This window comes from Caulobacter segnis ATCC 21756 (assembly GCF_000092285.1).
Lineage (GTDB): Bacteria > Pseudomonadota > Alphaproteobacteria > Caulobacterales > Caulobacteraceae > Caulobacter > Caulobacter segnis.
Genome location: NC_014100.1, coordinates 1,843,192 through 1,865,289, shown reverse-complemented (window position 1 = coordinate 1,865,289; position 22,098 = coordinate 1,843,192). Strand labels below are relative to the sequence as shown.

18 protein-coding genes are annotated in these 22,098 nt (G+C 64.5%); 9 read left to right on the top strand and 9 right to left on the bottom strand.

Annotated features, from left to right (window positions below):
• Together CSEG_RS08780 and CSEG_RS08775 are read right to left on the bottom strand one after the other, a co-directional pair.
• On the bottom strand, positions 1 to 774 hold the full coding sequence (locus CSEG_RS08780; protein WP_013078882.1) for an SDR family oxidoreductase: 774 nt from the start codon (positions 772 to 774) through the stop codon (positions 1 to 3).
• Position 775: 1 nt separating this feature from the next.
• Complete coding sequence (locus tag CSEG_RS08775) at positions 776 to 2,245, bottom strand: carotenoid oxygenase family protein (RefSeq protein WP_013078881.1); 1,470 nt, start codon at positions 2,243 to 2,245, stop codon at positions 776 to 778.
• A gap of 376 nt (positions 2,246 to 2,621) precedes the next feature.
• Here CSEG_RS08775 and CSEG_RS08770 point away from each other — a divergent pair, with 376 nt between their 5' ends.
• Positions 2,622 to 3,431, top strand: a complete 810-nt coding sequence (locus CSEG_RS08770) for an IclR family transcriptional regulator (RefSeq protein WP_013078880.1) — start codon at positions 2,622 to 2,624, stop codon at positions 3,429 to 3,431.
• Here the strand turns inward: CSEG_RS08770 and CSEG_RS08765 are convergent.
• From CSEG_RS08765 to CSEG_RS08735, 7 genes are all read right to left on the bottom strand, one after another.
• Complete coding sequence (locus tag CSEG_RS08765; protein WP_013078879.1) at positions 3,389 to 5,059, bottom strand: bifunctional 3-(3-hydroxy-phenyl)propionate/3-hydroxycinnamic acid hydroxylase; 1,671 nt, start codon at positions 5,057 to 5,059, stop codon at positions 3,389 to 3,391. The two genes, CSEG_RS08770 and CSEG_RS08765, sit on opposite strands and share 43 nt — an antisense overlap.
• 3 nt (positions 5,060 to 5,062) lie before the next feature.
• A complete protein-coding gene (locus CSEG_RS08760) occupies positions 5,063 to 5,911 on the bottom strand; it encodes a fumarylacetoacetate hydrolase family protein (protein WP_013078878.1) in 849 nt (282 codons plus the stop codon).
• A gap of 34 nt (positions 5,912 to 5,945) precedes the next feature.
• The gene (locus CSEG_RS08755; protein ID WP_013078877.1) at positions 5,946 to 6,803 is read right to left on the bottom strand and encodes a VOC family protein; all 858 of its coding nucleotides are present in this window, start codon (positions 6,801 to 6,803) and stop codon (positions 5,946 to 5,948) included.
• Position 6,804: 1 nt separating this feature from the next.
• A complete protein-coding gene (locus tag CSEG_RS08750) occupies positions 6,805 to 8,280 on the bottom strand; it encodes a carotenoid oxygenase family protein (protein WP_013078876.1) in 1,476 nt (491 codons plus the stop codon).
• 8 nt (positions 8,281 to 8,288) lie between these two features.
• A complete protein-coding gene (locus CSEG_RS08745; RefSeq protein WP_013078875.1) occupies positions 8,289 to 9,791 on the bottom strand; it encodes an aldehyde dehydrogenase family protein in 1,503 nt (500 codons plus the stop codon).
• Positions 9,792 to 10,194: 403 nt separating this feature from the next.
• Positions 10,195 to 10,629, bottom strand: coding sequence for a riboflavin kinase (locus tag CSEG_RS21980; RefSeq protein ID WP_227878898.1), 435 nt, complete (start codon positions 10,627 to 10,629; stop codon positions 10,195 to 10,197).
• Between the two features lie 98 nt (positions 10,630 to 10,727).
• On the bottom strand, positions 10,728 to 11,648 hold the full coding sequence (locus tag CSEG_RS08735; RefSeq protein ID WP_013078874.1) for an alpha/beta hydrolase: 921 nt from the start codon (positions 11,646 to 11,648) through the stop codon (positions 10,728 to 10,730).
• Positions 11,649 to 11,953: 305 nt separating this feature from the next.
• Here CSEG_RS08735 and CSEG_RS08730 point away from each other — a divergent pair, with 305 nt between their 5' ends.
• The 8 genes from CSEG_RS08730 to CSEG_RS08695 all read left to right on the top strand — a co-directional run bounded on the left by CSEG_RS08730 (position 11,954) and on the right by CSEG_RS08695 (position 21,991).
• On the top strand, positions 11,954 to 13,240 hold the full coding sequence (locus tag CSEG_RS08730; RefSeq protein ID WP_013078873.1) for an FCD domain-containing protein: 1,287 nt from the start codon (positions 11,954 to 11,956) through the stop codon (positions 13,238 to 13,240).
• 87 nt (positions 13,241 to 13,327) lie between these two features.
• Positions 13,328 to 14,437: an LLM class flavin-dependent oxidoreductase gene (locus CSEG_RS08725; RefSeq protein ID WP_013078872.1), complete on the top strand. Its 1,110-nt coding sequence runs from the start codon at positions 13,328 to 13,330 to the stop codon at positions 14,435 to 14,437.
• Between the two features lie 109 nt (positions 14,438 to 14,546).
• The gene (locus CSEG_RS08720) at positions 14,547 to 15,416 is read left to right on the top strand and encodes an SDR family oxidoreductase (protein ID WP_244264928.1); all 870 of its coding nucleotides are present in this window, start codon (positions 14,547 to 14,549) and stop codon (positions 15,414 to 15,416) included.
• Positions 15,417 to 15,665: 249 nt separating this feature from the next.
• Complete coding sequence (locus CSEG_RS08715; protein ID WP_322348904.1) at positions 15,666 to 16,442, top strand: IclR family transcriptional regulator; 777 nt, start codon at positions 15,666 to 15,668, stop codon at positions 16,440 to 16,442.
• A 102-nt stretch (positions 16,443 to 16,544) separates the two neighbouring features.
• Positions 16,545 to 17,372: an SDR family oxidoreductase gene (locus CSEG_RS08710; RefSeq protein WP_013078869.1), complete on the top strand. Its 828-nt coding sequence runs from the start codon at positions 16,545 to 16,547 to the stop codon at positions 17,370 to 17,372.
• Positions 17,365 to 18,054, top strand: coding sequence for an SDR family oxidoreductase (locus tag CSEG_RS08705; protein WP_227878897.1), 690 nt, complete (start codon positions 17,365 to 17,367; stop codon positions 18,052 to 18,054). The genes CSEG_RS08710 and CSEG_RS08705 overlap by 8 nt, the downstream gene beginning before the upstream one ends.
• A 354-nt stretch (positions 18,055 to 18,408) precedes the next feature.
• Positions 18,409 to 18,861 carry a flavin reductase family protein gene (locus CSEG_RS08700; protein WP_018062429.1) on the top strand — a complete coding sequence of 151 codons (453 nt, stop codon included), beginning with the start codon at positions 18,409 to 18,411 and terminating at the stop codon, positions 18,859 to 18,861.
• A gap of 907 nt (positions 18,862 to 19,768) precedes the next feature.
• On the top strand, positions 19,769 to 21,991 hold the full coding sequence (locus tag CSEG_RS08695) for a TonB-dependent receptor (protein ID WP_041538248.1): 2,223 nt from the start codon (positions 19,769 to 19,771) through the stop codon (positions 21,989 to 21,991).
• Positions 21,992 to 22,098 lie beyond the last annotated feature (107 nt).

The following is a 22,098-nucleotide window of genomic DNA, read 5'->3' as shown; positions in this document are numbered from 1 at the left end:
TCAACCCAGCAGGGTTCCTCCGGTCGCGTCGATCAGCTGGCCCGTGATCCAGCCCCCCTCGTCGCTCGCCAGGAAAGCCACGATGTTGGCGATATCCGCAGGGGCGCCGAGTCGCCTCAGCGCCGACTGGGACTTTGCGTGTTCCACGAAGGAAGGATTGCCTTGCGCCATGCGCAAGAACTCTTCTGTGGCGGTGGGCCCCGGCGCGACCGAGTTGACGGTGACGCCACGCGGACCAAGCTGCTGGGCGATTGTCTTGCTAAAGACTTCCAGCGCGCCTTTGGCCATCGCGTATGAGACAACGTCCGGATTGACCACACGAGATGTGCCCGACGAAATATTGATGATGCGCCCACCATCGCGAAGACGAGGAAGGGCGCCCTGGACTATAAAGAAGGGAGCCTTCACATCGACGGCGAAGGCCTTGTCGAACGCTTCCGGCCTCAGGACATCGACCGCGCCAAACATGATCTGGCCGGCATTGTTTACGATGATGTCGAGACCTGATTGGCCTGAACACAGATTCAGGCCGCGATCAAAATCCTCAAACATCTTGGCTAGCGAGGTCTCTGGCGTATGAAGGTCCGCCTGGATGGCGAACCCCCTCCCCCCCGCCTCTACGATCGTGGCGACGGTCTCTTCAGCCGCGGCCAGGTTGGCGCCGTAGTGAACCGCTACGGTCGCGCCATCGGCCGCCAACCGCTTGGCGATCTCACGGCCGATACCACGACTGGCGCCGGTGACCAGCGCGACCTTGCCTGCAAGGTCAGCCATCTCACGACGCTCCCAGGACGTTGGTTTCGCCAAGCAGCTGACTCGTACTGTACCAATAGCCATGTCCGGTGCTGCGGAGGCGGAAAGGCAGAGCCACCGTCGCGACCGGCGGCGCATTGATATCGCTGGCGTCCAAGATGAGCAGTTCGCTACGCATCTCCTGATGCTTGCCTACAACCGTCAGAATATAGCCTTCCCCTTCCGGCGCATCGTTACTTTTAGGTACAAATTGGGGCTCGCCGATCGAGCAGTCGTCGCCGGCATAATATATCTTCGACGGCTTGTTCCCGTTGACGTCCATTGTAGCGACCCACTGGAAGCCGTGACCGACCCGTTCTTGCCCTGGAACGTCGAGCAGATTCATCGTCACGAAATTGTAGTCCATCGTCTCAAATCGCGTATCAATGCGCGGTAGCTCACAGGGATATTCAAACAACTTCTGCTCGGTGAAGTGATCGCCTTCGCTTTCCATATCGATCACGATGCGCTTCATGTACGGCATAGTATCGGCCGGGCTGAACGCGGAGCCATCGACGTTCGGGAAGAAATGGAAGAAGGAGCGCTTGCTAAACGTGTTGTCCGCATAGATGTAGCGCCCGTCGTCGAAGGCGCCGACAGTATGCCCATGGCATTGGTTCGGTCCCTTGAACCACCTGATCTGGTCACCATTGCCCTTTCTCGGCAGCACGCCGAGATAGACCTCTTCGTTCGGATCCCACTTGAATGCCGGCTCGCGCCGCTCGATCCATTCTAGCTCGTGGCGAAGAGGCGTAATGGGGAAGACCACATAGTGTTCAGTGACCATGATGTCATGCACCATGCAAGTATAGGGAGCCTTGAACCAGGCCTCGTGAATTATGCGCCCTTCGGCGTCCGCCTCGTAATAGGCGACATCCCGCGTTGCAGGACCCGCCGCGCAATATCCGAAGAAGATCAGTTCACCGGTCCGCGGGTCGATCTTCGGATGGGCGGTGATCGCCTTGGCGGTTACAGCGCCGCCCCAGTCATATTCGCCGATCGTCTCGAGCGTGAACGGGTCCATCTCGATCACCGGGCTGTCTTCTTTCATCGCGAATAACTTGCCCGCGTGGGCCAGCATCGTGACGTTGGCGGTGCCGCGGCTAAGGCCAGCGACAGACGGATCGTCGGTGAACGGGTTGCGATACTCTCCGAAAAGAGCCCGACCGGCCTTCTCCTCCGCCACAAAACGCGGCGTGCGGACATAACGCATCTTGAAGTCGACCCTGCCGTCCTTGAAATAGAAGCAGGACGCCATCCCATCTTCGCCGAGCATGAAGATGTCGTTCTCCACGAAGGCGGGCCACTTCCGATCGCCAATCAGGCGGAAGAAGCCGCCGCTAAGCTCTTTTGGCACCTCCCCCTGAACGACCTCCAGTCCAGCCAGGTCGATCTCCGCGCGCATCGGCGCCTCGAAGTTCTTGAAGTCGTTGTTTGGAAAGCGAATGCCCATTGTCGTGACGCCCTACCTGGAAATCGTCGTTTGATGCCGTCATGAAAGGTTGCTCCTGGCGGGGACCCGTAACCAGCCGCAAGAATCCAGCCAGGCCAGCCAATCTCCTGGTGAGCGACAGCCATTGCGACGATTTCTGGACTTTCAGCGTCCATGGCTGCGACCGGGAGACACCGCGGTGATGAGCTCTTCTTGCTTCCAGCCCGTTCTGGCGAGTTCTATGTCACCCCGTGTGCGCCCCAGCTGGGCGCCAGGCTTTCGGCGGGGTTCCAGGTCGCGGCTGAGTCTGCGCCGCACGCGCCTTAAATTCTGCAGCCGTCTGTTCGGACCGCAAAGCCGGGTGTGCTAGAGGACCAGAAAAGGAGGAGCTCGCCCTTTGACGACCGCCGATCGCGTCCTGTCCGTTTTGCAGCTCTTTACGATGGCCGAGCCCGAATGGACGGTCGAGGACGCCGCCCGTCGGCTGGAAGTGCCCACAAGCACCGCCTACCGCTATTTCCGGAGTCTGGTGGATGCGGGCCTGATCGTGAACTTCACGGCCGGCCGCTATGTGATCGGGCCGGCGATCATCGAACTCGACCGACAGACGCGCCATCTTGACCCGTTGATCCTGGCTGCCCAACCGACGCTAAGCGCCCTGGTCGAGCCTCTGGAGACGACGGGCGTCAGCCTGCTCTGCCGGATCTACCGCCGCACGGTGATCTGCGTGGATCAGGGCCGCCCGCCTGGCCGGCCGCTGGAGATCAGTTATGAGCGGGGCCGGCCGATGCCGCTGTTTCGGGGCGCGGCCTCGAAATCGATCACCGCGCACATCACCGCTCGAACCCTCAAGCGCTATTTCGAGGATGACATCGAGGCCGCCGCCGCCGCGGGGCTCGGCGCCGACTGGGAAACCTTTAAGGCCAAGATGCGCGAGATCCGCAAGGCCGAGGTCTGCGTCACCTGCGGTGAGCTGGATCAAGGGTTGCTGGGCGTGTCGGCGCCGATATTCGCGCCAGACGGCGACATCCTGGGCAGTATTGGCGTCGTGTTGGTGCGCGCGCAGATCGACGCCGCCACTGAGCGCACCTGGGTTGAAACGGTCCGGCAAGCAGGCCGCACGGTCACCCAGGCGCTAGCCGCCCACGCCACGCCGCCCGTCGCTCAGAACACCCTGACCAAGGCAGAAGCCCCGGGCGCGGCCTGAACCGTTGGCACGGTTCCGAGCAGCTCATTCAGACGCGCGGCGAAGGCGGCTGTCTCCTCGGGCAGGAAGGCGCCGGCGACATAGCGATCAGGACGGACGAGCAGCACCCGCCCCGCCTGGCCCACCAGCGCCGTTGCGTCCCCGGACGACAGGGCCAGAGCGGTGACGTTGCTTGCGCCGGACGCGTCGACCGCGCCGCCCAAACGCACGATCCTCGGCGCCAGTCGAGCGATGGCTGGGCTAGCGGCGATCCTGGCCAGAACCTGTGGCTCCACCTCCACGCCGATCAGGGCGAAGCCGTCGCCCAGCCAGGCGTCCAGGAGGTCCTCACCACCCTTTCCGTCCCTGGCCTTGGGCTGGGGCAGGAGCCGTCCGACCACGGTCTTACGCTCCGATTGGCCGTCGGCGAGGATGAAGCCGGCGTCGAACCTGGGCTTGGGCTTATATTTCATCTCGGCGAAGTAGTCGCGCGCCGCGGGCCACAGGCTGAGGGCCCGGAACGCGGTCTGGGTCGCCAGGCCATGCCAGTACGTCTTGGGCCCCATGATCCGGCCCATCCGCAGGGCCAGCTGGATCATCGCCCAGACGTGGTCGCGCCGTTCCTGCTCGTAGGTTTCCAGCAAGCTGGGCGGCGCGCGCCGAGCCAGGACCCAAGCCAGCTTCCAAGCCAAGTTATGCGCGTCGCGCAGACCGCTGTTCATACCCTGGCCGGCGAAAGGAGGCGTCAGGTGGCAGGCGTCGCCCGCCAGAAACGCCCGGCCTTGCCACCATCGCGGCGCCAGGCGCGCGTGGAAGGTGTAGACGGTCTTGCGCTTGATCACGCTGCCGGCGTCGGCGCCATGGTCCTTCAGGAGCTTGGCGACGACCGCATCGTCCAGAACCTGCTCGCTGGTCTCGCCTGGCAGGAGCTTGAACTCGTAGCGACGGGTGAGTTCTGGGCCGGGCAGAGCAATGCAGGGACGGCGTACGTCGCAGAACACCTGGGTTTCGCGGCTGGCGCAGGGCGAGCGCTCCAGATCGACGATCAGCCACTTCTCGGCGAAGGTCTCGCCCTCCAACGTCAAGCCAAGCTTGGTGCGCACCGCGCTCCAGGATCCGTCGGCGCCAACGAGATAGTCGCAGGCGACCTGGACCTTCTCCCCGGCCGCCGTCTCTAGCGTGACGACCACGCCGTCTTCATCCTGTTCGAAGTCGACGAATGTGGTGCGGAAGCGCAGTTCGACATGAGCGAAACGCTCCAGCCCCTTGCGCAGCTGCGCCTCGAGGGTGGGCTGTCGAAAGGCGTTGCGGCGCGGATAGCCGTAGGGTTGTCCGGTCGGGTGCACCTTGAGAAAGGGCTGTCCGCTCGGCGTGCGATATTCCGAACCATAGCCGGCGACCACGGTCGGCAGGACGATGTCGATCAACCCCGCCGCCTGCATCGTGCGCAGCGACTCATCGTCGATCGAGACGGCGCGCGGCTCGGAGACGGTGCCGGCGTTTCGCTCGACAACCAGGGTCTTTGCGCCATAGACGCCCAGCAGATTGGCCAGGGTCAGGCCGGTGGGCCCGGCGCCGACGACGATGATCGGAACATGGTCGAGCCCGCCCTTGCCGACGCCGGTGCGCGATCTGGTCTTGGCCGCCATCACTCAGGTCTCATCCGCGACAGTGTTGACCAGCAGACCCACACCCGGGATGTCGATCTCGACAATGTCGCCGGGCTTCATCCATACCGGCGGTTCGCGCTTGGCGCCCACGCCACCCGGCGTGCCCGTGAGGATCACGTCGCCAGGGGACAGCGTCGTGAAGGTCGAGATGTAGGCAATGATGCGCGGGATCGGAAAGAGCATGTCCGACACCGGCTGGCTCTGCATGACCTGGCCGTTGAGGCGGGTGGTGACTGTCACCGCGCCCAGGTCCTCAATCTCGTCGGGCGTCACCATCCAGGGGCCTAGCGCGCAGGTCTGCGGAAAATTCTTGCCCGGGGTGAACTGCTGGGTGTGCCACTGCCAATCGCGGATGGAGGCGTCGTTGGACGGGGCCAAGCCCGCCACGTGGGCCATGGCTTCGTCCTCGGAGATGCGCCGACCTCCCCTGCCGATGATAACCGCCAGCTCGCCCTCGTAGTCGAGGCTGGTCGACTCCCTCGGGCGCAGCAGCGCCGCGCCGTGCGCCGTCAGGGTGTCGGCAAACCGCAAGAAGACCGACGGATAGCTTACCTTGGCGCGACCGGTCTCCTGACGATGGCTTTCATAGTTGTGGCCGATGCAGAAGATCTTGCCCGGGCGCGACACCACGGGCGTCAAGACGACCTCGGCCAGGAGCACGCGCGGAGCCTCGGCGATGGCGGCCTTGGCGACATCCAGGGCTTCGGCCGCGATCAGGGCCTCCAGGTCGGGATATTGCTCGCCGAGCACCGCGCCGACGTCGATCACATGGTCGCCGTCGACGAAACCCCACGAGGCCGCGCCCGCGGCCCTGAAGCTCGCGATCTTCATGTCAAATCTCCAGAATGTTGATGCAGGCGGCGGGTCAGCTTCGCAGCAGGCCCTGGCCCCAGCTGTTGAGGGTGCGTTCTTCGTGCGGCCAGGACCCGACGGCGCGATCGGGCTCAACGATTTCGAGTTCGGCCGAAATCTCCACCCAGTTGCCGTCGGTGTCGTGGACGAACATGAAGAGGTTGTCGCCGGGGCCGTGCCGGCCGGGGCCCCAGACCAGCGGGATGTGATGGCCGGCCATGTGGTCGCCCCAGTCGCGGATCAGCCCCCATTCACCGGCTTCGTAGCAATGGTGATCCAGACGGTTCTCGGCGGCCTGGAACACCGCCAGGCTATGGTGCTCGGCGCTGCAGCGCAGGAACGAGGTCCGCACGCCACCGGCCTCGTCGACAACCACGTCCGACAACGCAAATCCCAGCACCGCTTGGTAGAAGTCCGCCAGGCGCTGAGCATCGCGGCTGGCGAAGACCACGTGCTGGAGCCGGGCCTCCCGCGCCGCGGCCCCGTCATGGACCGCCGCGGCCTCGTGGGCGGCCGGCAGGCCGAAAACGAAACAATTGCCGTCGGGATCGCGCAGGCAGACCGCTTCGGGCCCGAAGAGCGGGGATGGCGAGGCCTCCAGCGCAACCTTCGCTGTCGCGGCCCGCTCGCGCAGGGCCGCAAGGTCGGAGAGGTCCTCCACGGCGTAGGCGGCGAAGGCGAGCGTCTTGGGCGCGCCGGGCTGGAAGATCAGCGTCCGCCCCTTGGCCCGCCCGATAAGGCCGGGCGCGGCCGCCTCGACCCGCAGGCCCAGCGCGCGGCCGTAGAAGTCGGCCAGACCGGCTGGATCGGGCGAGGCCAGGGCCAGATGGTGCAGGCTGGCGCGAATGGCGGCGAACACGGAATCGGGCATGTCAGACAGCCTTGATGGAGGACGGTGAAACCGCCCGGCTCCAGTTGCCGTGCAGCGCCATGCGCATGCGCAGAGGCAACTTGACGGTGGCGACGGGACCCTCGCCCAGCCGCAAGGCGTCGAGGACGACCATGTCGGTGGTCCGCTCGTCCAGGCGATTGACCAGGCTCAGCAGATAGCCGTCGCCTTCGCGGCTCGAGCCGGTGCGTGGCACGAACACCGGCTCCTGGAAGCAGGAGGCCTCGTCGGCGAACCAGGTTTGGATCTTGCCCGTGGCGATGTTGAGGTGGGCCAGCTGATTGAAGAACTGGAACGGACGCGGCCCGACGCGGTCTTCCGCATAGGGCTTGGTCGGATCCATGGCCATCATCCAGCCATGACGGTGGGGGCGCAGCGCAACGCGATCGTCGATGCGGGGGAATTCGGCCGGGAACGGCGTCAGCGGCGACATATCCAAGCGACCGCCCTTGACCGAAAGGTCAAACGTCCAGCGCACGAGCTGCGAGACCAGGGTCTCGGGCGACGGCACGAAGCCATCTGCGGGCGGGAAGAAGTAGAAGACGTTGCCGTTGGTCGAGGTCATGTCCGCATAGACCTTCTCACCGTCGTCGAAGGCGTTGAGGGTGTGACCTTGGAAGCCGTTGGGGGCGGTGAACCAGTGCAGGTCGCCGCCATCGCCATCGCGGCGCATGACGCCGAAGTACTGCGGCAGGTCCGGCTGCCACTGGAAATGGCGACCGCCCTGGCGCAGGCGCTCGACATCGACGCTCAGCGGAATGATCGGGAAGACGACGAACCGCTCGGTGACGGCGAAGTCGTGGACCATGGCCGACACCGGCGCCTGCACCCAGATCTCGCGGGTCTTGGCCCCGTGCTCGTCGAACTCGTAGTAGACGATGTCGCGCGAGCCGTCGCCGCGGGCTTCATAGCCGAAGGCGATCATGTCCCCCGTCAGCGGGTCGATCTTGGGATGGGCGGTGAACGGCGCGTCGGTCAGCTGGCCGCCGAAATTCCATAATCCCTTGGTTTCCAGCGTCAAAGGGTCGAGCGCGTAAGGAAGGCTATCCTCCTTCATCGCCAGCAGAACGCCAGCGTGCTCAAGGACGTTGGTGTTAGCGGTGCTGTTGTTGAGACCCAGGACGCTGGGATCGTTGGTTGAAGGATTGCGATAGACGCCGTGGAGCGATCGACGCGCCGCACGCTGTGCTTCCAGGCGCTGGGTGCGGACATAGCGGCGCTGGAAATCGACATGCCCGCCGCCGAAACGGAAGGCCGAGACCGCCCCGTCGCCGTTGAAGAAGATGTCGTCCTCGCGCATCGGCGGAAAGGCCGCGTCGGGCGCGACCGAAAAGAACGTCCCATCGATATCGGTCGGCAGCTGGCCATCAACCTCCAGATCGAAGACCTCGCCCTCGAAACGGGAGGGCCTATACAGCGCGCCCGTGAACTCGCGGGTATTGGGGAAACGTGCGGTCATGGCCAGCCTCAAAACGGATAGCGGGCGGGGGTCGAGCTGAAGGTCAGCCACTGCCACTCGGTGAACTCTTCCCAGGCTGTGATGCTGCCAAAGCGATTGCCGTTGCCAGAGCTCCCCATGCCCCCCATCGGGATTTGCGGCATGTCGCCGACCGTCTGGTCGTTGACGTGCACCATGCCGGCGTGGATCTGCCTGGCGAGGCTCAAGCCGCGATCGAGGCGGCCGGTCTGGATGGCGCCCGAAAGTCCATATTCGGTCTGGTTGGCCAGCGCGACGGCGTGGTCGTCGTCCTCGGCGATGATCACCGGCGCTACCGGCCCGAAGATCTCCCGGCTGAAAGCGGGCATGTCGGCGGTCACCCCGGCCAATACGGTCGGGCGATAGAACAAGCCCTCGTAGGTCCCGCCGGCTGCCAGCTGTGCGCCCTGCTCCACCGACTGGCTGACGATGGCGTGGACGTTGGCCAGCTGGCGCTCGTTGATGATCGGCCCCAGCGCGACCTGCTGGCGGAACGGATCGCCGACCGGCAGATGGGCGGCCTTCTGCGCGAGCGCCTCGGTATAGGCTTGCGCGATCTTGCGATGGACAATGTGGCGCCCCGTGGCCATGCAGATCTGTCCCTGGTGAAGGAAAGACCCCCAGGCGCCGGCCGAAGCCGCGGCGGCGAGATCGGCGTCATCGAGCACGATGAAGGCGTTGTTGCCGCCCAGTTCCAAGGCGACCTTCTTGAGGTGGCGGCCGGCCAGCTCGCCGACGCGCCGCCCGACGGCGGTGGAGCCGGTGAAGGTGATCATCCTCACGGCCGGGTGTTCGATCAGGGCTTCGCCGACGTCGGCGCCGCCGTTGACGAGGCCAAAGACGCCGGCGGGAAGGCCCGCCTCCTCAAAGATCCGGGCCAGGACCACACCGCCGCAAATCGGCGTTTGCGGATCAGGCTTGAGAACGACGGCGTTGCCCAGGGCTAGGGCCGGCGCCGCCGAGCGCATGGCCAGCAGCAGCGGGAAGTTCCAAGGGGTGATGACCCCGACGACGCCGAGTGGCAGGCGCTGGGCCAGGCTGGTTCGGCTCGGATCGGGCGAAGCCAGGATGTGGCCATGGGGCTGGATGAGCTGGGCGGCGGCGTGATGAAGCTCAGCCACGGCGCTGTGCAGTTCGAACTCGGCCTTTGGGCGCAGGCCGCCGCTCTCGCGCACGATCCACTCAAGAATTTCGTCGGCATTGGCCTCTAGAAGGCCGGCGGCCTTGCGGATCAGCGCCGCTCGCGCCTCGGCGGGAACCCCGGCCCAGGCGCGCTGAGCAGCCTGGGCTTTATCGATCACCTCGCGCGTCAAGGCCGGATCGGCCAGACCGACGCTCCCCAGGGTCGCGCCGGTGGCCTTTTCGATGACGCTGATTTCCCCCGCGCCGGCGCGCCATGCGCCGTCGAACAGCGCGCCACCCCAGGCCGCCCCGGCCAGAAGCCTCCCGCTGGGTGGTTCAATCTCAGTCCTGATGGCGGCGACGTCCAGCATTCTGGCCTCCCAAGCCGAAGCCGCCGTTGGTTCTCTCCATAGGCGGTGACGACAAAATTGCTATTATATGAGAATTCTGTCGTCAACTAACTTTGCGGGCTCTTCTGTCTCTCGCGGTCTGAGGTTTTGGGACGGCCGAAAATTGATCCGCGTTTTCAAATCGCGGAGGAGGACGGATGATCTGGCCGCCCGCGAGGGGCTTGATCCGTTAAGGGGGAAAATCGGGGAGCCGATAGCGCGGTCAGCGCGACGACGCCGCCTAGCCACCCAAGCCGCGACACATCGCGACGTGCGACTTACGCTGCGCGCTTGCGATGGGCCTTTCCGCCAAGGCGGCGAAAACGGCCAGGACGTACGAACCCTCACGCCAAGAAAGACTAAAGGGGTCAGGAAGCCGCGGACGTCAGGTCAGCCTCAGGCCATGATCCTTGCAATAGCGGCGCGCTTCTTCAGCATCGGCGAAGACCTGGTCGATCAGCGCGGCCACCGAAGCGAACTGCTCCTCCGGACGGAGATAGGCCAAGAGTTCGGTCGACAGCGTCTGATCGTAGATGTCTTCGTCGAAGTCGAAGAGCCAGACCTCAAGAACGGGCGCCGTTTTGGGAATAGTCGGGTTGCAGCCCACACTCGCAACCCCGAAGAAGGCTCGACCGTCGGCCAAGCGGCTACGGACGACATAAACGCCCGTGCCGACGGGGCGCTCTTCGGCCAGAGGGATGTTGGCGGTGGGAAAGCCTAGTTGGCGCCCAAGCTGCAGCCCCCTTGCCACGACGCCTACGATGATCCTCACCGGACGCCCCGCCCCGCCCTGCTGATCCGCTCCGGTTTCCGAGGACACCGGGATATTCGGGGGTGGAGGCGTCGTTGGTGACACGGCGCAGGAAGGCCTTGCATCCGAACAGCCAACAGGGGCCCCTTGCGCGTTGGCTTGAGCGCTCATGGGCTTTGCAGGCACTGTCGAAGGAAGTCGTCGATCCGGGCGTTGGCCACGGAAGCCGACGGGTGCGGCGTTTCGATAAAGGCGTGATCCGCGCCCGGATAGAGGGCGAGCTCGGCGTTGTTACCCGCAGCGAGCCAGCGGCCGTACATAAACATCGAATCGTCGAGCATGGCGTCCAGCGTTCCAACGGTGAACAGCGCCGGCGGTAGGTCTTGCAGGTCCGCATACAACGGCGAGAGCTCAGGATCGCGGCGTTGATCCTGCCGCGGCGCATAGGCGTCGGCGATTTTGGCGATATCCTGGGCCTTTAGAACGCCCGTCCGCGCCAGGACTTGGCTCGGCGTCATGGAGGAGTCATAGACCCCAAAGCTCAGAGCCGCGCCAGCAAAGCGCTTCAGCGCGCCTCGCGGTCGCAGCCGCAACAAGGTGGCCACCGCCAGCAGCGCCCCTGCGGATTCTCCGGCGATCATCAGGGTCTCGACCCCGAACCGGGACTTGGCATGCTCAACCAACCACAGCGCAGCGGTCTCGCAGTCATCCCATGCCGCCGGATAGGGGTTTTCGGGCGCCAGGCGATATTCGACGCTGACGCAAGTCAGAGCCGTCTGATCGGCGATCCGTTCCAGCATGGCGTCCTGATGGGCCGCGGCGCCCAGTATGAAGCCGCCGCCATGGATGTGCAGCAACACCCCCTTGGGCTCGGCGCAGGGCACCACGTGCAATGAGACCGTGTCGTTCACGGGCACGTCATAGGCTCTCGGCGACGGCGGCGGCGCTGGCATGAAGGCGCCGCTACGGGCTTGCGCGACGCCGATGTCCCAAATGCTAGGGAGATCTCCGATCCGCTTGGCCATGAGGGTGTTGAAAGCGGCGACCTCGGCGGGAATCGCCTCGGGCCCGAACGCGTCTGTGCGCATGTCTCAAATTTATCCGCGCTGCTGGATTTCCGGTAAGCGGATCGGTCCGCTCATAAGGCACTAAGCTAGGCTTCCAAGACAAACGAGTGGGACAATAGGCTCAAGTCCCGCCCGGCATGGCCTTCCTTGGGGACCACCTTGCCCATCAACGGCGCATGCGAGAGGCGAGAAGCCCGGCCTCACCGGCGGTGCGACTTCTAAGCTATCCGCCCTCCAGCCTGCGGCGACCGGACGCACCGCCCTAAAACGGCACATATTGTCACAGTAGGATTATCTATGCATTTTTATAAAAAAAGGGGAGAGAAATGCCTGCTGTTTCGCGACCGACGGAGCCTGTCTCGCGCGCAAGTACGCCGATACTTGCCGCAAGCGATGACAGCCTCCTGACCGACGTCATTGGCGAACGACGGGGCGGCGCGGAAAAAGGCGCCTGCCGGATCGCCAGGCGCATCGAAGAGAGCCTGATCGTCAGCGGATGGCCGTATGGAGCCGTGTGTGGCTCTGAACAGGCCCTGGCCGAGCGGTTCGGCGCCGGACGCGCGGTGATCCGCGAGGCCGTCCGGATCCTAGCGGTCCGTGGCACGGCGCGCATGGTCCGAGGGCCGCGGGGCGGATTACAGGTTCTCGCGCTCGATTCTCGCCATACAGCGGCATTTCTCGTTGGCTTTGGCCTCTTCTTCGGCGTGACGCCGGTCCAGCTCGACGAGACTGAGGCGGCGCTCGACCGTGTCCGCTTGGACTTGGATGCGCTTCACCTGCCCGGGCCTGAAGGGACCTCCCGCTTCGCGGCGGTGTTCGCGTTTTTCGAAGACGTCGTTCGTGCGGTGCGGCAAGCCGTCTCGGACGGCGGCTCGGTGCGCTCGTCGGTGCTGCTGACACCCGAGCACCTGCGCCATTCGCGAGCGGGGCAGATCGCCGAGCGCATGCTGCTCGAATGCACGGCCGAGGAATGGGCGCGAGGGCGTCGCCTCGGATCGGAAGAAGACCTTTGCTTCCGCTACGGCGCGGATCGAGATGCTTTTCGCCAGGCCGTCCGAATTCTCGAAAGCGCTGGCGCGGCCGAAACCTTTTGCGGGCGGGGCCATGGCCTCGTGAGCCAGGCGCCGCGGGAAGGAACCCTCGCACGGCTCGTATCCTGCTTTTTCGCCAGCGGCGGCGTGCAGGCCCACATCGTCATGCAGGTCTTCGAGCGCCTGAGCGTAGGGGTCATCGCCATGGCCGCCAGCCGGGCCTCGGCGGAAGATTGCGAGCGGGTCAGCCAAACGCTCGCGAAGCTGGAAGACAGCCTGGAACGACAGGACGCCGTCGCCAGTCTGCCACACGTGTTTGACGCCGAAGAAGCGATCGCCTCGGTCATCGCCAATCCTTTGCTGCAACTCTTCACCAAGAGCCTGCGCGGTTATCCGTCGGCTAGGATCCCGAGAGATCCCGCCCTTCTGGACGTGATGAACCGTCGATTCCTGACGCTCAGCCGCCCGCTGCTGGAAGCGCTCCGTAATAACAACGCCCAGGACGCGGCGCGGGCGCAGAAAGCGCGTGTTCAGGGACTGGCGCGGCTCAGCGCCGTCATGCCGGCGCTCGCCAGCGGATAAAAATGCGTTGATTGTCACCATGCGCGAATATATGCATTTTTCAGCGACGAGCGCAGACCGGTCGCGAGGAAATCCAGGAGCAGAAAAATGCATGTAGGCTACGCCACCGGCTTCCAGCATCAGAGCGGGCCCGACCGGAACGACACGCAGTTCCTCAAGCGGGACCTTGATTTGGCGATTCAGTCCGAGGCGCTCGGCTTCGAGTCGATCTGGGTCACCGAGCATCATTTCTCCAACTATTCGATCTCCCCCTCTCCGCTTCAGTCGCTGGCCTACCTGGCCGGCAAGACCAAGCGCGTGAAGCTGGGAACGCAGGTCGTGGTGCTGCCGTGGAATGATCCGGTGCGCGTGGCCGAACAGGCCCTGTGGCTCGACAACATCACCGAGGGCCGCCTCCTCCTCGGACTGGGACGCGGCCTGGGAAAGATGGAATACGAAGGCATGCGCGTTGACATCAACCAGACGCGCCAGCTCTACCGCGAATATTCGGAACTGATCATCCAGGCGCTCGAGACGGGCGTTATCGAAGGCGGCGAAATCACCAAACAGCCGCGTCGGGAACTTCGCCCGCGCCCGTACAGAAGCTTCGAGGGGCGTATTTTCGGTTCGGCCGGGTCACCGGAATCGGTTCGCACAGTCGCGGAACTGGGCATCGGCGTGCTGATCATCAACCCCGAGCCGCGCCCCAATCTCGGCGTCGATTTCGAGACCTATAACAATGTGTGGGCTCAAACCCACGGCGAATCCCGTACGCCGCCCGCCCCGCTGCTTTCCGGCACTATCTTCGTCGATGAGAGCAGTGAGCGCGCCAAGGAATTGTCGAGCCAGTATCACCGCGTCAACTTCCGGGCCGCAGTCAAAAACTACGGCATGGCCGACGATGACTATGGAACGACCAAGGGCAATGAATTCTACAAGAGCATGCGCATCGCGCCCGACAAGATCGACGAGATGGCCGACAAGATGGGCACGGTGATGCCTGCGGGAAATCCGACAGAGATCCTCGAAATTCTCGACAACATTAACAAGCAATGCAAACTGCAGGGCTTCTTCCCCCACTTCCACTTCGGCGGCATGCCGCACGAAGAAGCCGAGCGGAACATGCGCCTGTTCGCCGAAAAGTGCCTGCCGGAGGTCAAGAGCTGGCCTTGCCAAAACAGCCTGGATGGTCAGCCGCTCGCCGAGTTGGCCGCCTGATCATTGGCCGCAGGCGGCCGCGCAGGAGCGTTGGCCGCCCCGCGGCGGCAATGTACGTGACTTGGGAAAGATGTGATCGATGCGGACTATAGCCGGCAAAGTCGCTTTCGTGACGGGCGGGGCGAGCGGCATTGGACTGGGGATCGCCGAGGCGCTGCTCGACCACGGCGCCAAGGTCATGATCGCCGACCTGCGGCAAGATCATCTCGACGAGGCCCTTGCCCGATTTGGTGGTCGGGGCGACGTCGCGGCCATCGCCGTCGACGTCATTGACCGTGAAGCCATGGCAAGGGCCGCCGAGCGAACGTTCGACGCGTTTGGACGCTGCGACATTCTCGTCAACAACGCCGGCGTGGGGGTCAACCCTTCCATCGACAGCGTCAGGTTCGAGGATTGGGACTGGGTGCTGTCGGTCAATCTCGGCGGGGCGATCAACGGCCTGATGGCCTTTTTGCCCGCGATGCTGCGACGGGGCGAAGGGCACGTCGTCACGACCTCTTCGATGGCCGGCCTCTTGCCGACAGCCAATAACTACATCTACGCCGCTTCTAAGTATGCCGTCCGCGGCATGAGCGACTCCCTGCGCCTGACGCTGGCGCCGAGAGGCATTGGCGTTTCAGTGCTCTATCCGGGCCTGACCCGTAGCCGCATGCTGGCCTCGGCGGAAAATCGGCAGGCGCGCTTTGGCCCCACAATCTCGGCCGCGCCCGAGGGCGGCCCTGTCGCACCGCCCAAGGAGTCCGGTATGGATCCGCGCGAGGTCGGCGAGGCCGTCGTCCAAGGGATCATCGAAAACCGTGGCTACATCCTTTCGCATTCTGAGTTTCGCGACGAACTGGCGGCGCACTTCGAGGATATCCTGGCGGCATGTCCTCCGCCCCAGGACATCGATCCTGGACGCCAAATGCTCGAGGATGCGCGTCGCAATCAGACCGCTGAGGCGATGCGAGCGGTCGAGGCGCTGAGCGCGCGTCTCTAGCTTGGAGCCGTCGCCCCGAGGGGCGTCCATGAGCGCGCCCTGGGGGACGGGCGGACCGGGCCATCACCGACAGCCTTGCCTGGCCTGTCCTCGACCCGCGACAGGCTCCTCTTGTATGTTCAGCGCTTTTCCAGGTCGTGGATGGAGCTTCGAAGCGTCGATGGGACACGAAACAGTCTACCGCTCGGATCATCTTCTAACGGGTAGAAGGCTTGGCCATCGCCGCCGGCGTCCTCATGGATCGCAACCGTGGTGAGCGCTACGCGCGGGCGTCGTCCCGAAACGAGTTCCGACAAGACCCTCTCTGTGATGGACCTCTTCACGCCGGATCGGCCGGAATGGACGGTGGAAGCCGCCTGCCTCGCGCTCGGCCAATCGGAAAGTACGGTCTATCGCTACTTCCGCAGCCTCACCTCGGCCGGCCTCATCTTCAGCATCCGTCCCGGCCGCTACCTGCTCGGTCCTGGCATCGTCCATTATGACCGTCAGCTTCGGTCGTCAGACCCCCTGCTCAGAGCGGCCGAACCGACCTTCGCCAAGCTTTCGCACGCCTACGGGGTCCCCAGCACCGTCTTCATCTGCCGCATCTATCGCGATCACGTCATGGCCATGCACGAGCATCGGTCCGGCGCGCCGCCCCTCCCCGAGGGCGTCTTCGCCAGAGGGCGACTGGCCCCGTTGTTTTGCGGTCCGCCCGCCTTGGCCATGCTGGCTTTTATGGAGGTCCGTGCGGTCCGGGCCATGTTCCAGAAGTCCGCAGGCGAAGACGCCGACTGGCTGGAGATCAAGCGGCGCATGCGCACGATCCGCGCGGTCGGCTACGCCGTGAGTCTCGATGACCCCGATCCAGGCGTCATTTTGCTGGCGGCTCCGTTGAAGCAGCAAGACGGCGGGATTGCGGGCGGCCTCTGTCTTGCGCTCGCCCATACGGCTGAAAACACCGCCCTAATCGGCCAAGCCGGCGAAGATCTAGTTGATGAAGCGTCCAAGATGGCCGAGCGCTCTCTAATATTTTCGAACACCTGAAATTGCGCCATTTCTACCCCTCGTTTACGCGCGACTTTAAAGTACAAGAGCATCAACCTTTTTGAAGGTTGCGCCTTCTTCTCTGAACGACACGGTGGACGCATGCGCACTCATCCCATCCAGTCTGGCAGCCTCGGGCTCGTCACTGGAGGCGCGAGCGGCATCGGTCTGGGCATCGCTCAGGCGCTGCTCGAGGCCGGCCTCCAGGTGATCGTCACGGACGTCCGAGACGACCACCTGGAAGAGGCCCAAACCCTGCTGGGTTCGGCAGGCGACCAAGTGCATTTTCTGCGGCTGGATGTCACCGACCGCCCCCAGTGGCGCGCCGCGCGTCGGTTCGTCGAAGAGCGGTTTGGAGCGCTGCATGTCCTCTGCCTGAACGCCGGAGTCGGCGTTCTTGGATCCATGCTCGAGGCCAGTGACGCCGACTGGGAATGGATCACTTCGGTCAATCTTGATGGCGTCCTAGCCGGCGTGGAGACCTTCCTTCCCCACATGGTGGCGCACGGGCGGCCTGGCCATATCGTGGCGACCTCGTCGATGGGGGGCCTGATCGTGGCCAATGACGGGGGCGTCTATTCGGCCGCGAAGTTTGGGGTGGTCGCCCTGATCGAGGGACTGCGCCGCGATCTGCAAGGCGGTAGCGTGGGCGCGACGGTCTTATGCCCGTCGGCGGTCACCACGAATATTTACGACCACGAACGCATGCGTCCCACCATCTTCCAGCACCCCGACGCCGTTCGCGACGACCAGGCGCTTGAGGCTATGGAAGCATTCCACAAGCAGCTCCTGGCCCTGGGCCGCAATCCGGTCGAGGTGGGCCGCATGGTTTGGAACGGCATCGAAGCCGACGCCCCCTATGTCTTTACCGACCGGAACGTTTGGCCGACCCTCGTCAGCCGCCGTGACGCGCTGCTGGCTTTTGCGTGAGGATATCATGAGGTCCCTCATCGGCGTCGCGCTCGGCGACGACAGCTCGCCGTCCTTGGGCCTTGGCGCCCTGGCCTTGCCCATCGCGCGCCTTGAGGTCGCCGACGGCGAGACGAACATTTCGGCGTTGCGCGCCGCCGTGGAAGCCGTCCCTGGCGCAGTAGACGCACTCATCCTGACGATTGGATCGGATCAGCGCGCGCTTTCTGAGGATCCCGTCGATTGGGAGCGGCGGGTGCGGCTTCCTCTTCGTCGGGCCTTTGGCGTGCTCACCGGCGCTGGCCGACGCTTTCGTCAAGCCGGACACGGCGCGATCGTGGTCGTCGCGCCCTCCGCGGCGATAGCCCCCCCGGAAAGCTCGACGCCTGAACTGGTCTTGCTTCGTTCCATCGTGGGAATGGCCGAGGCGCTTCGCGCCGAACTGCAGGCTAGCCCCGTTCGCGTCAGCATCGTCTTCCATGACGGTGCGGGCGGCGAAGATCTTTCGACACGCTTGACCAACGTCCTCGCGGCCGGCCCGCTGTACAGCCTGTCGGCGGATATCTCGCCAGCACGGATCAACGCCTATTTCGAGCCCCTGCTAGCCGCGATCGAGCAGACCAGCGCGGGCCCGCCGCTTCCGGACATCGGCCCCATGGCGGCGGTCTACGATCTGGCGGCGGCGGGCGCGCCGTCTCGCTAGCGCCAAGGTCGGCCTGGCCACCGTAGAAACCCTGGCCAAAATCGCGCGGACGTCAATCCGTCCCCTCGTTTTTGACTGTCGTTGGACGCCTACTGAGTCTCACGCAGCGGCTCGGCCGCGGATCACTGGAGGCCCCATGCCCATCCACGAACGCGATATTTCAAGGCCGTCTCGCACGAAGTGTTCGGCGCGAATGGCAAACGCTGACGAACGCCTTTGCGCGCCTCGCCTGGCTCGTCTCTCACCCTATGCGAAACTCCGGGCAGGCGATCGCAACGCTCAGTGCGGATGCGGCGCATGACGATACGGGTTCCACAACCTCCGTCGCCGACACGGGACGATTTCCTGGCCGCCATGGCGAAGGTCGCCAGCCCGGTCGCCCTGATAACGACGGGAACCTTGCAAAGCCCTGTCGGCCTGACGGCCACGGCCACCTGTTCGCTCTCTGCCGACCCGCCTTCGGTGCTGATCTGCATCAACAAGTCCGCCAGCACCCACGATGAGCTGCTGCGGCATCAAACTTTCGCGGTCAATTTTCTGCTGGCCGACCAAGGTGACGTGGCGGCGCGGTTTGCTAGGAAGGATGTCGACCGTTTCGCGGGCGAGACCTGGACGGCCATGGCCACGGGCGCGCCGGTCCTGCAATCGGCGGGGGTTGCGCTCGATTGTCGCCTGCACGCGGCGATTGACGCGTTCTCCCACTCAATTCTGATCGGGACCGTGATCTCAATCCTCACGGACGAAGGCGAACAGAACCCAAGCCTGGTCTGGCACCAGCGCCGCTTCTGCAGGACAGCCGAAATCTAATCCTGGTGCGCCGATAGCCGGATGCGCCGATGGCCTGAGGCGCGGCCAGCGCGGTCGTTTGACGCGATGGTGGCCCAGCACACTCACGCGAGCGCGCTTGACCCTTGGCCACGCGATGCTTGATGGAAGACAGTCAGTGGTGAGCGCAAGCGCCGGACGCCGAGCGCCGGAAAGCCGCTTGCAAGCCCCGCTATGAGTTGTGGACGGTGGCCTCCCAGCCTCTATCAAAAAAGGCTCGAGGCGATTGGCTCAGCGACGCGTGGCGACCGAAGGGCGCTGGGTGATTGGCGCCAGAGCGCCCTTGGGCGCATTGATCGCGGCGACGCCTTCCCGACTGGGCCGTCCGGCGGTCACCGAGGTTGGACCGGGGCTCGCCTCGAGCCGTTGGCCGCTGCAGACCCGTTCAGACCAGGGTTCCGACCAAGTCATGGCCGTGGCCAAGCATTGTCGGATTTCCATCATCTTCTCCCTGAAGGCGGCCATACCCAAGGCGACGACGGGCGGGGCCGCCCGCCAAGACCGTGCGTTTTCACGGCTAGCATGTTGGGCCATGTAAACCAGGCGGAGGAATTGGGTGGCGGCCCGGCCCGCGCCAGCCAGCGCGATCCCGCATGAAAAGCGCGCCCGCCCTGGCGCGCATCCTGGTCGGGGCGTTCCCGATCGCTCCGCGTCGCCTCTGCCACAGCCAAGCGTCACCTGAATTGCGCCCACTAGTTTTCCGGCCGCGGGCGCCAGCACAGTGGCGACATCAGCAGGGCCGCCACCACAGAGAAGCATCGCCGAGCCGCCCAAAGGTCGTTCAACGATAGCTAACGGCCCCATCATGGGTTGGAAAATGACGAGAACCAGCAGAGACAATGCGTGCCGCCGGAGCCTTTTGGCGGGCACGGCGGGACTGACCCTAGCGATGGGCGCGGCGTGCCTGCCGGTCCAGGCCCAGGCCCAGACGATGAAAGCCGCCCCCACCAGCCAGGACGCTCCCCAGGCGCTTGATGAGATCGTCGTCACCGCCGAGCGTTTCGAGCGCAACGTGCAAAAGACGGCCGCATCGGTCACGGTCCAAACCGGCCAAGACTTGCTGACCCAGGGAAAGTTCACCCTGAGCACCATCCTGGAAACCGTGCCCGGCGTTTCAGGCGGCGAGTCCGAAGGCGTGTCAAACGAGCCGACTGGAAACGACAGCCCGGCCGCCGGGATCACCATTCGCGGCGTCTCATCCAATGGCGGGCTCTCAGGTCAGACGCTGTCGGGCGTTCCGGCGACGGCGCTCTATGTCGACAATGTCTATAACGGCATCGGCGGCGGCTACGATGTCGATCGGGTTGAAGTGTTGCGCGGTCCCCAAGGCACGCTCTATGGCCGTAGCGCCACCGCCGGCGTGGTGGCCATCCATACGCGCAATCCCAACCTCGCCGATTATTCGGTCGACGCCTCTGTCGAGGCGGGAAGCTATGATTTGCGTCGCGCTTCGGTCGCGGTGAATGCGCCCATCGTGTCCGACCACCTGGCCCTGCGCGTGGCGGCCAATCACTACGAACGCGACGGCGCCGACGTTGACAAGGGCTTTGGGGCCAGCCGGGGCGATGACGTCAAACTGAAGCTCCTGGCCCTGCCTAGCGACGGCGTCTCCCTCCTCGTCGGGGCCTCGATGCAGGATCGCACACTCTACAATGGCGGCGCCGCAGGCAACCTCGTCGCCCCCAACACGGTCGAGTACACGCCCTACTCTGTCGGTACGGCGAAATTGAAGTCTCGGCAGGTTTGGGCGGAGCTCAACGTCGATCTGGGCCCGGCTCGACTGACCTATCTGCCCGCCTATCGCTCGTTCAATCAGGACGCGACGGTCTTTGTGGTCGGTCCCGGCGGCAACTCGATCAAGCAGATCGTCACCACGCCCGAGGACGACTTCGTCACGCACGAGCTTCGCCTGACGTCGCAGCCGGATTCGATGATCAAGTGGCAAACCGGCCTCTTCTACTATTCCAACGGCATTCGGAGCTCCAACCGCAACGTCTGGGAATCGTCCGACGGTCTGCTGTTCAGCGCCGACATCGATCGCAAGACCCGTGACCTCGGCGTCTTCGCCGAAGCGACCGTGCCCGTGACGCAGGCCCTGAGGCTTACAGGCGGCCTGCGCTGGGACAAGACCACGGTGACCACCGCGGAAGTTTACAGCTCCAATCTCAGCGTCTTTTGCAATACCCCCCTCGGCTTCGTTTCGGGATGCGCGGTGGCGGGTCAGAACTCGCCCCTCGCGGGCCTGCCGGAGTCTATTTCCACCATTAAGGTCTCGGGGAACGCGGGCCGTCGCGCGTTTAAGAACCTGACCTACAAGGCGCGCGTCGAATACGACTTGGCGCCGGCCAATCTTCTCTACGCCTCAATCTCCAGCGCCTTCCTCCCCGGCGATGTTCAGATCGGCACGGGTGCGGGCAACGTCCCGACCGTCTATCCCTACGACTCAGAAAAGCTGACCGCCTACGAGATTGGCAGCAAGAACCGTTTCTTTGACCGCCGCCTCCAAGTCAATCTTGGGGCGTTCTACTATGACTATGCTGGATACCAAGCCAGCGTTCAGCTCGATCAGAGCAACCCGGCCTCGGCCGTGCTGTTCAATGTGCCCTTGCGGATGGTGGGCGTCGAACTGGAAACCTTGTTCCAACTCTCGCCTGCGGACCGGATCGGCCTGAACGTCTCGCACATCGATTCTAAATTCCACGACCTGCCGGCCGGCTTTGCGGACGCCGTCGCCCAGCGCGAACTTTGGGGTTTCGCGCCGACCAGCCTCACGCTCCTTTACGACCACCAGATCCGGCTCTCAGGCGGTTCAACGCTCAACCTGCACGGCGACGGCGCCTGGCGATCGGCCTATGACGTTCGCTTCACCACGCCGGGCTTGGCGGCGCAGGGCGGGCTGGACTACGAGCGCCAGAAGGCCCTGTTCCAAGGCAATCTCAATCTCACCTGGGTCTCGGCGAACGACCGTCTTTCAGTGACCGGCTACGTCCGTAACGTGACGGACAAACGCTACAAGACCTATGTGAATCTGCAGTCGATCTCGCCGTTGCAGGCCTCGGCCACCCTCTCGGATCCGCGGACATTCGGCGTGGTGCTAACCGGAAAATTCTAGATCCGGCCTGCGCCGGGCTCAGCGTCCTTCGCGTCCTGCTCAACACCCTCCGCCCCGCCTTCGCTCTGAAGGCGGGGCCCTCACCGTCAACGAGCCACAGAGTATCG

Coding starts and splice junctions, on each gene's coding strand:
- CSEG_RS08735 (WP_013078874.1), bottom strand. CDS start 11,648: ATGCGCACAGACGCGTTCGGGCCCGAGGCGATTCCCGCCGAGGTCGCC.
- CSEG_RS08765 (WP_013078879.1), bottom strand. CDS start 5,059: ATGGCGGCCAAGACCAGATCGCGCACCGGCGTCGGCAAGGGCGGGCTC.
- CSEG_RS08755 (WP_013078877.1), bottom strand. CDS start 6,803: ATGCCCGATTCCGTGTTCGCCGCCATTCGCGCCAGCCTGCACCATCTG.
- CSEG_RS08760 (WP_013078878.1), bottom strand. CDS start 5,911: ATGAAGATCGCGAGCTTCAGGGCCGCGGGCGCGGCCTCGTGGGGTTTC.
- CSEG_RS08750 (WP_013078876.1), bottom strand. CDS start 8,280: ATGACCGCACGTTTCCCCAATACCCGCGAGTTCACGGGCGCGCTGTAT.
- CSEG_RS08730 (WP_013078873.1), top strand. CDS start 11,954: ATGCCTGCTGTTTCGCGACCGACGGAGCCTGTCTCGCGCGCAAGTACG.
- CSEG_RS08775 (WP_013078881.1), bottom strand. CDS start 2,245: ATGGGCATTCGCTTTCCAAACAACGACTTCAAGAACTTCGAGGCGCCG.
- CSEG_RS08725 (WP_013078872.1), top strand. CDS start 13,328: ATGCATGTAGGCTACGCCACCGGCTTCCAGCATCAGAGCGGGCCCGAC.
- CSEG_RS08710 (WP_013078869.1), top strand. CDS start 16,545: ATGCGCACTCATCCCATCCAGTCTGGCAGCCTCGGGCTCGTCACTGGA.
- CSEG_RS08745 (WP_013078875.1), bottom strand. CDS start 9,791: ATGCTGGACGTCGCCGCCATCAGGACTGAGATTGAACCACCCAGCGGG.
- CSEG_RS08700 (WP_018062429.1), top strand. CDS start 18,409: ATGGCGAAGGTCGCCAGCCCGGTCGCCCTGATAACGACGGGAACCTTG.
- CSEG_RS08780 (WP_013078882.1), bottom strand. CDS start 774: ATGGCTGACCTTGCAGGCAAGGTCGCGCTGGTCACCGGCGCCAGTCGT.
- CSEG_RS08695 (WP_041538248.1), top strand. CDS start 19,769: ATGGGCGCGGCGTGCCTGCCGGTCCAGGCCCAGGCCCAGACGATGAAA.